Source organism: Streptomyces sp. NPDC001617 (genome assembly GCF_053596855.1).
Genome location: NZ_JBSFHA010000155.1, coordinates 1 through 11,611, shown reverse-complemented (window position 1 = coordinate 11,611; position 11,611 = coordinate 1). Strand labels below are relative to the sequence as shown.

The 11,611-nt window shown below is 66.7% G+C and carries 11 protein-coding genes and 4 pseudogenes; 8 read left to right on the top strand and 7 right to left on the bottom strand.

The annotated features are described in order from the left end of the window. Window positions 1–93 precede the first annotated feature (93 nt). Entirely contained in the window at window positions 94–273 is a 180-nt protein-coding gene (locus ACWC09_RS51315) for a transposase (protein WP_450859067.1), read from the bottom strand. Window positions 274–427: 154 nt separating this feature from the next. Here ACWC09_RS51315 and ACWC09_RS51310 point away from each other — a divergent pair, with 154 nt between their 5' ends. Both ACWC09_RS51310 and ACWC09_RS51305 read left to right on the top strand, forming a co-directional pair. Then, the gene (locus ACWC09_RS51310) at window positions 428–901 is read left to right on the top strand and encodes a hypothetical protein (protein WP_450859066.1); all 474 of its coding nucleotides are present in this window, start codon (window positions 428–430) and stop codon (window positions 899–901) included. A 44-nt stretch (window positions 902–945) separates the two neighbouring features. After that, window positions 946–3,108 (top strand): NB-ARC domain-containing protein, encoded by a 2,163-nt coding sequence (locus tag ACWC09_RS51305; RefSeq protein WP_450859065.1) that lies wholly within the window; start codon window positions 946–948, stop codon window positions 3,106–3,108. Between the two features lie 76 nt (window positions 3,109–3,184). On the opposite strand, the gene ACWC09_RS51300 is transcribed toward ACWC09_RS51305, so the two are convergent. After that, window positions 3,185–3,796, bottom strand: a complete 612-nt coding sequence (locus ACWC09_RS51300) for a transposase (protein ID WP_450859063.1) — start codon at window positions 3,794–3,796, stop codon at window positions 3,185–3,187. Window positions 3,797–4,205: 409 nt separating this feature from the next. Between ACWC09_RS51300 and ACWC09_RS51295 the strand changes: the two are divergent. Both ACWC09_RS51295 and ACWC09_RS51290 read left to right on the top strand, forming a co-directional pair. Next, window positions 4,206–4,748: pseudogene (locus tag ACWC09_RS51295) on the top strand (transposase); the annotation flags it as partial. A gap of 481 nt (window positions 4,749–5,229) precedes the next feature. Further along, a complete protein-coding gene (locus ACWC09_RS51290; RefSeq protein ID WP_450859062.1) occupies window positions 5,230–6,255 on the top strand; it encodes a NucA/NucB deoxyribonuclease domain-containing protein in 1,026 nt (341 codons plus the stop codon). A gap of 48 nt (window positions 6,256–6,303) precedes the next feature. Here ACWC09_RS51290 and ACWC09_RS51285 read toward each other — a convergent pair whose 3' ends face one another. Further along, a complete protein-coding gene (locus ACWC09_RS51285) occupies window positions 6,304–6,747 on the bottom strand; it encodes a hypothetical protein (protein WP_450859060.1) in 444 nt (147 codons plus the stop codon). A 158-nt stretch (window positions 6,748–6,905) separates the two neighbouring features. On the opposite strand from ACWC09_RS51285, the pseudogene ACWC09_RS51280 reads away from it, so the two are divergent. From ACWC09_RS51280 to ACWC09_RS51265, 4 genes and pseudogenes are all read left to right on the top strand, one after another. Further along, a pseudogene (locus tag ACWC09_RS51280) lies at window positions 6,906–7,061 on the top strand (dihydrofolate reductase family protein); the annotation flags it as partial. A gap of 147 nt (window positions 7,062–7,208) precedes the next feature. Further along, on the top strand, window positions 7,209–7,478 hold the full coding sequence (locus ACWC09_RS51275; protein ID WP_450859059.1) for a hypothetical protein: 270 nt from the start codon (window positions 7,209–7,211) through the stop codon (window positions 7,476–7,478). Between the two features lie 87 nt (window positions 7,479–7,565). Continuing rightward, window positions 7,566–7,962: pseudogene (locus ACWC09_RS51270) on the top strand (MmcQ/YjbR family DNA-binding protein). Then, window positions 7,959–8,528 (top strand): MmcQ/YjbR family DNA-binding protein, encoded by a 570-nt coding sequence (locus ACWC09_RS51265; protein ID WP_450859058.1) that lies wholly within the window; start codon window positions 7,959–7,961, stop codon window positions 8,526–8,528. Before ACWC09_RS51270 ends, ACWC09_RS51265 begins: the two are co-directional and overlap by 4 nt. On the opposite strand, the gene ACWC09_RS51260 is transcribed toward ACWC09_RS51265, so the two are convergent. From ACWC09_RS51260 to ACWC09_RS51245, 4 genes and pseudogenes are all read right to left on the bottom strand, one after another. Beyond that, window positions 8,441–8,623, bottom strand: coding sequence for a hypothetical protein (locus tag ACWC09_RS51260; protein ID WP_450859056.1), 183 nt, complete (start codon window positions 8,621–8,623; stop codon window positions 8,441–8,443). The two genes, ACWC09_RS51265 and ACWC09_RS51260, sit on opposite strands and share 88 nt — an antisense overlap. Window positions 8,624–9,047: 424 nt before the next feature. Then, on the bottom strand, window positions 9,048–9,524 hold the full coding sequence (locus ACWC09_RS51255) for a hypothetical protein (RefSeq protein ID WP_450859055.1): 477 nt from the start codon (window positions 9,522–9,524) through the stop codon (window positions 9,048–9,050). A 339-nt stretch (window positions 9,525–9,863) separates the two neighbouring features. Further along, window positions 9,864–10,919: a hypothetical protein gene (locus ACWC09_RS51250; protein ID WP_450859053.1), complete on the bottom strand. Its 1,056-nt coding sequence runs from the start codon at window positions 10,917–10,919 to the stop codon at window positions 9,864–9,866. 445 nt (window positions 10,920–11,364) lie between these two features. Beyond that, window positions 11,365–11,611, bottom strand: a pseudogene (locus ACWC09_RS51245) (transposase); the annotation flags it as partial.

Genomic DNA, 11,611 nt, shown 5'->3' with positions numbered 1-11,611 from the left:
GATACGCGACGACATCCACGAAGCCTTCCTCAGCCTCGCCTGCAGCATCATCTGCTGGCGACGACTGAAGAACCTCACACTTTGTTAGGAGTTCTAAGTGGACTCTGCGAGTGCCTCGGGACGCTCGGACTTCTCCACGCTCTTGATCCACTGCCGCAGCGTCTCGTGGTTCACGCCGAGTTCGGCGGCGATGCGAGAGACGCGCCGGTCCGGCGAACGGGCCGGCGCCACGGCGTCGGCCCGGAACTCCGCCGAGTACATGTAGGTCCCCACCCGGGACTCCTCTCCCTGAATTCGAGATCCAGTGTCGAGGCGTCCACCATCAAGGTGGATGGCCCGTCAGAATGAGTTCGGCAGTTATGTCTGCGGCTCGGTCAGTTCGGTCCACGGCCGGTGCACGGTCGGATGAGATGTGTTGGGGGGCGCCGTGGTGGGTGTGGAGTTGGCGGTCGGGTACGTGTTCGCGTGGGCCGTGCGCAAGGCACGACGAGTGGGTGGCCGTGCGGATGCCGAGGTCGACCAGGCGCTGCATGCAGGAATGGACCGGCTACACGAACTGATCGCCGCGAAGCTGGGTCAAGATCCGGCGCTGGAGCGTGCCCTGGAGGAAGCCGAGTCCGGGCGGAAGGAGCTCTCGGAGCGGACGTGGCGCCGACTGGTGGACTCCCTGGAAGATGTAGCCGAGCGTGACCCGGCCTTTGCCGAAGCTCTCGAGGAACTGGTGAACAAGCTTCAAGCCGTTGTTGCCGACGGCGAGGTGTCAGCGTCCAGTGACGGGCAGGCCATCGGCGGGAATGTGGACATTCGCGCCGATGGCGGATCGGTAGCTGCGCTGAAGACGGGAGACGTGACGATCGGGCGCGCTGGAAACCCTCCGCTGCCGGGCTCGGATCAGGGCTGACCGCACCCGGCACCATCACACCCCCTCCCACCAGCCCGTCCCGCGTGGGTGACACGGTCATCACCGCGATCGGCGACAGCGTCGCCGCCGGGAGCATCGGCGAGCTCCACCAGCACTGGCATGGCGCGCCGCGCGCGCCTGCGGCGTTGCCGCACCAGGTCGGTGTGATCCCTTCCCGAGCTCTGTCCTTCCAGCACCGCCGAGAGGCCGACCGGATGCGGGCGGCACTGGCTGACGGTGGTACAGCGGTGCTGTACCAGGTCCTCACCGGGATGGGCGGAGTGGGCAAAACGCAGCTCGCCGCAGACTACGCACATCACGTCTGGGACCGTGCTGAGGTCGACCTGCTGGTGTGGGTGAGCGCGGTCAGCCGTGATGCAATCATCTCCGGCTACACACAAGCCGCCGTCGAGGTGTGCGGCGCCGACACCCACGATCCGGAGCTGGCAGCCAGGGTGTTCCTGGCGTGGTTGCGGGCGAAGCGGTACCGGTGGCTGGTGGTCCTGGACGACCTGGCGGATCCCGCCGATGTCCGGGGTCTGTGGCCACCCGAGCAGCCGTTGGGCCGAACGCTGGTCACTACGCGACGCCGGGAAGCAGCCCTCATGGGCAGTGGCCGCCGCCAGATCCAGATCGGTCTGTTCACGCCCGGCGAGGCCGTCCGCTATCTGGCCTCCACTCTGGCGGCCCACCGTCGCACGGAGCCGCCCGAATGCCTGGCCGAACTGGCGGCCGAACTGGGATGTTTGCCGCTGGCGTTGTCCCAGGCCGCCGCCTACCTCACCGACCAGGCCTTGAGCATCGCCGACTATTGCACCATGCTGAACGACCGCAGGCGAAGCCTGGCCGATGCCGTACCGGACGCGGCCGGCCTGCCCGACGGTCAGACGTCGCCAGTTGCCGCTGTGTGGTCACTGTCCATCGACCGCGCCGACCGATTGTCACCGCGAGGTCTGGCGCGCGCCCTGCTCCAGCTCGCCGCCATGCTCGCCCCTAATGGCATCCCTGTCTCCGTGCTGACGAGTGCGCCTGCCCTCGCCTACCTAGCGGATCAGCGTGGCTCCACCATCGAGCGGAAGACCACGGACGATCTCGACGTCCGCGAGGCCTGCGACGCCCTGACGGCCCTTCACCGTCTAAGCCTCCTCGATCGCGTTCCCGGCAGCGCCCCTCCAAGCGTTCGTGTTCATCAGCTTGTCCAGCGGGCTACTCGTGATGCATTGACCACCGAAAGATGCGGGCAGCTCGCCCAGATCGCAGCCGATGCCCTGCTTGCCTCGTGGCCATCAGACTCAGGCCTCGATGTGGTCGCCGAGGGTGACATGCTTCGGGCCAACGCCGCTGCTCTGGTCCAGCACAGCGAAGGAGCCCTGTACACCGCCACAGCGCACCCAATCCTGCGCCGCTATGCAGGCAGCCTGTGGAACAGTGGCCAGATACAGGCTGCCCTCGACTACCAACGGCATCTGGCCGACGCCGCTCACCGACGGTTCGGGCCTGCTCACCCCGACTGCCTTGAAGCGCAAGCCGATCTCGCCCATCTGACCGGGCATATGGGAGACAAACTCGGCGCTGTGACCACCCTACAGTCGCTGTCAGGACAAATGCGGCAATGGCTGGGCCCCTGCCACCCCCTCACCCTCAACGCCCGCTATCTCCTCGCGCACTGGTGGGGGGAGACCATAGGCGCGCATCGTGCCGTCACCGCGCTGGAACAGGTGCACGCCGACCAGGAACATGCCCTTGGGCCCGACCATGAGGACACCCTCACTACACGCCACCTCCTCGCACACTGGCGAAGGAAGGCCGGCGACGCAGTCGGCGCGATAGCGGACGGCGTACAACTAGTGGCGGACCGGACGCGACTGAGAGGTGCAGGCCATCACAACACCCTCGCCGCCCGGTCGCACCTCGCCGCTGCCCGGGCAGCCGCAGGGGACGAGCGGGCTGCCGTAACGGAGTACGAAAAGATTCTGGAGGAAGAATTACGGCTGTTCAGTATCGATCACCCAAACGTCCGCGATACTCGCAAGCGCCTCGCCTCCTACCGATGGCAGGCGGGGGATGCGACTGGAGCGGTGACCACCCTGGCAGCCGTGTTGGCCGATGAGGAACGGATACTGGGCCCCGACCACGCTCAGATCAGCCACACCCGTAGCCTGCTTGAACAATGGCTCGCGGCGTTGCATCCCCCGAAGAGCGTTTGACCTCATTCGGGGGGACTCACCTGGATGCCCGCTTCAGCTCAGCTTGACTCGGTCGGGGATCTTGGAGTTGGCGAGGTCAACTGCCCAGGGTTCGCCAGGACTTCGGCCGGGGTATCTCGCGCTGGTCGAGGTAGTACTGGAGGGCAGTCGGCCGGCGGGGCGTGGTGGTTTCGTCGGTCGGCGGCAGTCCGCCGAGGCGCTCGATGTTGACGGCGATGGCCGTCAGGACGTGCTGAATGTGGGCCTTTCCCTGTCCTCGGTAGCAGCAGTGGCGCATGCCGTGTCCGTGGGCGAACTCGTTGACCGTACCCTCCACTCCGGAGCGGACCGCGTAGCGAGTCTTCCCCTCAGACGTCTGCTGCTCGGTGCGGACGCGGAGTTGCAGGTCGCGGAGTTCTCGTGGGGGAAAGCCCACGGTGCGGGCGATGTCGGCGGTGGTGGTGCACTGGGTGCGTCCCGGGCAGGGGCGGCACTGGCTCTTGGTGAACCTGGCCACCATCAGCGGGGCCGCGGTGGGCGAGGAGGTCAGGTAGGGGCCGTGCCAGCCCGCACTGACCTGCCTCTGGAGGCAGGTGACTTGCTGGCGGTCGTAGTCGACGTGGAAGTCGTCCCGGGCGAAGCCCTCGTTGCGGCGGTGTTGGCAGGTGGGGTTGCCCCGGTGGCCCGGAGACGGTGACCTGGTGTTCACGGGTGGCTTGTTCCAGGTGGGGCAGGGAGGTGTAGCCGGCGTCGACCAGGTGCTCGGCCGGCAGGAGTCCGCGACGCGCCCGTCGGGCGTGGAGGCCAACGCCACAACGGCGACGTGAACTCCGCACTGATGCGCACGGACCCGAAGGTCCCGCGTACCTTCGCCCCAGGGCTCTCAGTCATGGGCAAGGGGCCAGCTTGGGCCGGTGCGCAACCCGTACTCAGTACGGTACAGCCCGCTACTGACACCCACCCTCGGCTCGGCTCACCTCCCCGACGGAGGACTGAGTGTGAGCGCGGTGGTGCCCGTCCATCGGGCTTCTCCGTAGCGTGTGGAGCCGAATTGGGCGCATCAGCATGGCCCCTGCCCGCAGCACTCCTCCGCAATCTGGGTAGTACCGGTACGAGTCAGCGGTCTGGTGGCCGCGATCCGCACCGTTTTCCTCGGCGCGGCATGGCAAAGGTGCCGGGTTCACTTCGTCCGGGACGTGTTCTCGGTGATCGAGAGGGGCTCCGGGGAGATGGTCGCCGCCACCATCCGCACCATCTTCGCGCAGACCACCGGTGAGCAGGTGCGCACCCAGCTGGACGTGGTCGCCGACATGCTCGGACGGCAGTTCCCGCAGGTCAAGATGATACTGCTGGATGCGGCGACGGACATCACCGCGTTCGCCGACTTCCCGCCGGCGCACTGGAAGAAGATCTGGTCGACCAACCCGTTGGAACGGCTGAACCGGGAGATCAAACGACGGGCCGACGTCGTCCAGGTCTTCCCCAATCCCGCCGCCCTGGACCGGCTCGCAGCCGCGGTCCTGGCCGAACTCCACGACGAGTGGCAGGTCTTCGACCGCCGCTACCTGTCGGAAGCCTCCATGGCTGAGCTCTTCACCACCAAGCCAACCGAACCCGAACCGCAGATCACCGCACAACCGGAACCGAAACAGCTGCCGTGACTACACCACCCCGCGGGACATGACGGCCGGTCGTCCGGCACGCGGGCTTGGCCGGCATGTGCGCCAACCGGTCACCTGGCCTGCGGCTGGGAGGGGCGGCGTCCCTGTGCCGCATGTCCCGATCACCTGCCAGGACGCTTGATGTGGACCTGATCACCTTTTGATGCCTTGTCCCGCGTGCTCACCAGTTGAAGATCACGCCTCCGTTACCTTGAGCGCGACCAAGCTCTACAGGGGGGTATTTGTGAGACCTGCCAGACTGGCTATGCCGGTCATAGCGAGCGCGCTTGCTGTGCTTCTTTCACCAGCTACAGCCCTCAGCGCCTCCGAGTCCACTCCATCCGACATCAACTACACGGCGACGTACACGCCGTTGGACCAAGTCGACTCACTTGCGGCTGACGCCCGTGGCACCGCTTCGTCCGTCGCCCGTGCCGCAAACCCGCGGCCTCCGGGCGGTGGTGACTTCAACTATCACGACGTGACACACAACGAGTGCGTACGGCACGGCAACAGTGCCGGCAAGCCCGAGTGGGTCAAGAACCACTTCGCCTTGTGCCGACGAGGAACGGTGCAGGTCGTCGGCACGGACGTGCGGACCGGCGAACCCGTCGGCACGCTCACCTATGTCGAGACGATCATCGGCTACGCCTACCAGGGCGAGCGGAGCGTCTCCTTCGACCAGTACTTCGAGGACATCCAGACCACCGGCACCATCCAGGACTCGACGACGTTCCTGATCAACCGGTGGAACCAGTCGAGCGGGACCGGCCCCATCCTGCACAAGGGCGAGAAGCACGGGGGCGTCACCCAGATCTCCGGCGGCTTCCGCGGTGAGGTTGGCGCGGCGCAGGAGGACGCCAGCATCAAGGGCTGGAAGAAGGAAGCCATGGAGCTACTGACGTTCGATGAGGACGAAGCGTCAGGCACCGGGCGGGACAAGGTCCACAAGTTCGACTTCGTGCCGGCGACCTTCTTCATCTCCAAGGACAAGCAGAACGTCCAGCTGCCCGAGCCCAAGATCAGCATGCGGTTCGACAGCGCCTCCTACCAGAAGTACAAGAAGGGCAGCATCTTCACCAGCACCCGCAACACGTTGACGTACGACCGCAGCAACGCCGCCGTCAACGAGACCGCACAGCACATCTACGACGCCCAGCACCATCCCGAGAACACCGTCCCCGCCAAGGCGGGCAAGAAGGTCCCCGGCGCCCCGTCGGCGAAGCCGCTGCACCGGATCTTCTACGACACCACCCAGCGCCGGCAGAACCGCGACACCGCTCGGACGGTCTGCCAGGCCAACTGGCCGAACTACTCCAGCCAGGACAAGGACTGCGACGAGTACCCCTTCAGCACCACGAAGGAAGGGGCGGCCAAGGCCCAGGGCAACTTCTCCGCACGAGCCCTGGACAGTACCGACAACCAGAAGGCCGGATCCCAACTCTCCACTTGGTACAACGACGCTCGCATCCTGGATGGAGATGCGTTCTACGTACAGGTGAAGTAGTCGAACCAGGCGGGGCGGTTCCATCAGGGCCGCCCCGCCTGACCTCTCTCAACGCCACAACTGGATCACGAACCGTTCGAAGAGCCGATAGGCCTCCAGCTCTTCTTCCGGGTCCTCTTCCTGAGGCCCCACCCACACACGCACCTGATACGGTCCCGCGTCCGTCAGTTCGTGCTCGTCCCCCGCAGGCTCACGCATCAGGTTGACCAGCTGGATCTGCTCGGAATCGAAGCTGACGGAGGTCTGCTCCCCCATGCTCCGGAACTCAGCCTCGGGTGGCGCGTCCGGCATCGAGTCCCACAGCTCCACCCTGACCCGAGCCATCTGGTCTTCGAGCGCAGAGGCGACAACGACAGCACCTTCATGAACCAGAAACGACCCGTTCGGCGGGAGACGAGAGAACGGCTCCTCGATCTCAGGATCGGTGTCGATCAGGGCGAACAAGTGCCGTTCCACCAGCACAACTGCTCCGAAGGAGTCAGCCAGTCCCACTCCGTGCCTCCCAACACTGTGTGTACAAGCAGTATCCCAACCAGTCGACGTGGCGAAGTGAACCCTTGAGGGCCCCTGGGACACGGATTCCCCTCACGCTTCTGGGACCGTGAGCGGCGCCCGGCGAGCCGTCCGTTCCGGCCTCGGCCAAAGCCCGTATCGAGCCGATTGGGATCGGCGAGATCAGTGCCCGCGAGCACCACAGTCTCGAGCGGCCCTTGGGCCACGACCATCCCGAGAGGCTGTTCGCCTGGGCCGGAGCCACGGCGAGCTGGCCCATGCGCACGGCCGGCGGCGAGTGGCACTCCCTCGACAAGGGCCGCCTGATCTGGATGTCCAAGGCCACCGTCCCGCTGACCTTCCTCCGCACCTCCGATCTCGCGGCGCACCTGGCGGCCGCCGTCGGCTCCTAGGCCGCCAACGGTGAACGCATCGACATCGGCTGGGACCGTCCGGTCAGCATGCGCGAGGTCGCCGACCTGATGGGCCACCGGGCCGGAAAGAAGATCAAGGTGTGGGCCGTCCCCTCCGTCGTCGTCCGCGCCGCAGGAGCCGTCGTCGGCCGCTTCCATCCGGTGGTCAAGGACATGGCCGCGATGTTCGGCTGGTTCGACACCGGACGCTACGTCGCCGACCCCCGCCGCCAGGAGCAGCTGTTCGGCCCCGTCCCCACGGCCGAGGACGTCCTCGCCCGGTTCACCGACGAGCTGCGCACCGCACAGCACCGGTGACAGGCCCGCGTCCCGCCCCTCGCCGCCCGGCGGCCTGACCAGGACGCCTCGGGCCTGCCCCTCCCGGACCCGAGAAAGGAAACACTCATGAACGGATCGACCCTGCAGACGTTCGCCGCCGAGTACGCGCGGGACCTTCCCGCAGACCAGCTGGAGCATCCCTTCGGCCCGGACTGGGAGGTCTTCAAGGTACGCGGCAAGGTGTTCATGCTGATGACCAAAATCCCCGGGCGCCCCGTCGCGATCCTCAAGGCGGACCCCGGCGCGGCCCATGCTCTCCGGGAACACAACAGCCACATCACCCCCGCGCTACCACATCAACAAGAAGCACTGGATCACGCTGGAGGGCGGGACAGGCGTCGACAAGGAGCTCGTCAGGGAACTCGTCACCGACTCCTACCTGCTCGTCGTCTCCCACCTGCCCAAGGCCGAGCAGCCCGTCGACCCGCACACCTACGGCACCGGCACTCGGACGGGCCGGTGAGCGCGGCCGGTGACCGCCTTCAGGTCACCGCCCGCAAGGCGGCCCTGGCCCTCCCCGACATCAGCCACGGCTACCCCTTCACTCCCGGACTCGACGTGTGCAAGGTCGCGGACAAGGTGTTCCTGATCGTCACCGATGTCCCGGACGAACAGTTCATCACGGTCAAGTGCGAGCCCGAGTATGCGCGGGCACTGGAACGCAACTACGCCTCGATCACCCCGGGCCGCTACCTCGACAAGAGGCACTGGACCTCGCTGGGGCCCGGGCGGGGCATCACGAAGCAACTGATCAACGATACGGTTAAACACTCCTACGACCTGGTCATCGACGGTCCGCAACAGAGCGAGCGCCCGCCGCGAGCCCCTGGCCCGGACTCGACGCGACCGCGACCGCCCGGTGAACATTGGCTGCGCCCCCTTGGACACTGGCTGACCTCAGCCCGGCCAGGCAGCTCTGGGAACTGGGCGATGAAGTCGCCTCATCGCGTCTCCGTGGCCAGGGCGAGGCGCTGTATCCGGACGCGTTGCAGACCGCAGCCTTGCAGGACGTCGTACACAGCGTGGTGAAGATCGTCCGTGTGCGCCGAAGGAGCGACCAGTGTACGAGTCTTCGACAGGGCCGCCCGGTCAGCCCTGCACACCACCACGACGACCGAGCGCACCGCCTGCTCACACGACCGCCGCCGGGCCCCGAGCTCCGCGGCCAGCCGCACACCGGACCTCGAACCTGGTCAAGTCCAGCCCGCGCAGAGCGGACCACGGTGACAGCAAGGCAACCTCTTGCCAACGCTCCAGGCTTCACGTCGTCAGGGGCAGCCGCGTAGCAGCGACGGCTGTGGCAACACAGCCCTACTGCTCACCGCCATGCCCGCCCCGGGGAATCGATCATTGGGCTTGATCCGCTTTGGCGGGGATCAGGGGCGATCACCAGCACGCGATCGGGAGCCACAGGCCTGGCGAGCCTGGGAGCGCGCTGGAAACTGGCCCGGCGCAGTGCCTCTCGGGAGCGGACTATTGCCGCCCCGTCTCCGGGGCAGGGTCCTCCGATGGGCTCCGCCGAGGAATGGCCGTGCCCCGGGGATCACGTCATCTCGGCTGTTCCAGCTGGTGCAGGCGGTCGCGTGCTGCGTTGCGGATACCGCGGGTTCGTCCGCGTTCGGCAAGCAGTCCCAGGACCTCAGGTGCGGTGACGGTCTGCGTGGTTGTGGACATGCGCTGCAACCAGTCGGAAGCTGCGGTGAGATCCTGCACTGCCCACGGCTCGCGCAGGACGATGGATCTGAGCAGGCTCCACTCACGCAGCCGACGTGTGAGGAAGCCGCGCTCGCCGACCACCTCGGCCATGGCCTGGGCCCACGGGGTGAAGTGCGGGCCGGTCAGCAACTGGGCGGCCCGGCGGTCCAGATGGCGGCCCACCGCGCTGTCCGCCATCACTTGGTCCTGATCCCGCAGAACAGCGGACACCAGGTCGGCTTCGCCCTCCTCGGCGACCGCCTCCAGCGCCCGCAGATAGCCGGCAAAACGCCGGTGCTCGGCAGGCTCTTCATCGAGGTGGCCCGTCAAAGCTGGCTCCCCTCCGAGTGTCCTCGCGTAGATCGCGGCCCGTGGACGCTGCGCGGCCGCAGCCGACTGCATCGCGCAGCCAAGTCATCCTTGCCCCGTTGTCGATGGTTCCATGGCGTGTCGGACATTACCGGTATCCGAGGGACCTAGAAACGGATGCTCCATGTGTTGTGCAAGGCCAGTGCCTGCTCCTGATCCAGCCATGACAGGGCGTGCTTCGTTGGCGTTCGCTGCGATCTGGCACAGAGCTTGGGGAGTGGTGGCGGCGTGTGACCACGGTGTTCGCTCACGTGGCACTGACCTCGCGTGGACCGCGTACGTCCACGCCGTCTGACAGGCTCAGCCGAGCCATAGACGCCAGCGAGGTTCCGGGGCCTTGCAGCGGCCCGCGCCAACCGCGAAATTGTAGGCCGCATCGGTGCGTTCCTCAGCGGTCCATCGCTTCCAGTCCTCGCGGGGCACCAGCGGGTTCCCGCGACGGTCGGCCAGAGGGACGCTGATGTCGATCGCGCAGTGCGGCCGCACGGTGCGGGTCGCGTACGACGTCGCAAGGACAGCGCCGGCGAGGCACAGCAGCACCATCCAGAAAGGGACGCGGACGCGACGTCTCATAGACGCGTCGTACTCAGCTTGGCTCTGTCGGGGATCTTGGAGGTGCCCGGTGTTCGGCGAGTGCGCCCGCTGCCTTTTCCGCTGCGCCAAGTAGCTGACCGCAGTTACGCACAGGAGCACCAGCCCCATGGACACCCCACTGAAGAGCCAACTGACCGGAGCGCCTTTGGCTCTTTCCACGCACCAGAAGAGCACTGTCAGCACACACCAGTGCATACACAGCCGTGCAAGGGCCTGGCCGAGGCCGCCCTGACCGTGATGGTGCACGGGCAGACGGGCGGCGGGATCGTAGCCGACGCGTTCGTAGTGCAATTGAGTCAGGCGCTCCACCCGCAGGCACTGTGCGAAGAACAGCATCAGCCCAGTGCCGAACAAGACGGCCTGCAAGAAACGCGTCCCATCGGTGAATGCCCCGAAGGTCATACCGGCCAGCGCCGCGAGCGGTACCGCCAGGACAGCGGCGGAGCGCAGCGGGCGGCTGGCCACGCGAACCGCGATGGGAGCCGGAGGCCGGTACCTCCCGCCCATGCCGAGATACCCATCGGCCTTCAGGCTCGCCGTCAGCAGCAACATCTCCGCCTTCCGCAGCACCTGCAGCATCCGCTTCATCAGTCCCTCACGCGCCGACGATTCCCGATACACACCATGGACCATCGACAGAACGGCAAGGTTGCCGTCGCTGCGCAGTTCAGCCAGCAGCGGCCTCCACACGGTCTGCCAGCATCCGCACGCCACCACGGCGGTCCACGAGCCATGGGGTTCGGGCGTACGGTCACCGTCCATCTGTCTGTACCCTGCGCCGATGCGCGAAGCGCACCGGCCACGGTGGCCCACAGCGGTAGGGACCAGCCCTCGGCGTCGGCTATTGGGTGAGCACCGCTGAGCGGGTCTGCTTGGGAGTGCCCGAGGCTCGCCCAGCTGCCGAAGTAGCACCGCCCAGACGAACGCCCGGTTTGATCATCCGTCGTACACGCACTGAACGTGCGGGAAGCTCAGCTGCGCTGTGCTGCACCGAGTGCGTCAGCCTGGCGTTTCAGTAGCTGCTGGTCCAGCTTCGGGAGGAATGCGATAGGTTTCCGTCCCATATCCGTCCTTCGACCCGGCGATCCGCGCAGACCAGTGCATCCGGAAGCTCACGGAGGCGGGTCACGTCCGCCGAGGTGGTGTATCGATGGCCACTCGGTGATCTCGTTTTGAGGCTATGCGGTGAGCTCGTCGGGAGGACGGTCTCGTCGGTTTGTGAATCGATCGGGTGGAAGCGGGCCTTGGCGAGGAGTTCGCGGCCCAGGTAACGGCGGGTCTCGGTCCACTCGTCGTTCTGCTCGGCCAGCACCGCGCCGACCAGGCGGATCAGAGCGGTGCGGTCGGGGAAGATGCCGCCCACGTCGGTGCGGCGGCGGATCTCCTTGTTAAGCCGTTCTTGCGGGTTGTTCGACCAGATCTGCCGCCAGATCTCGCGCGGGAATGCGGTGAAC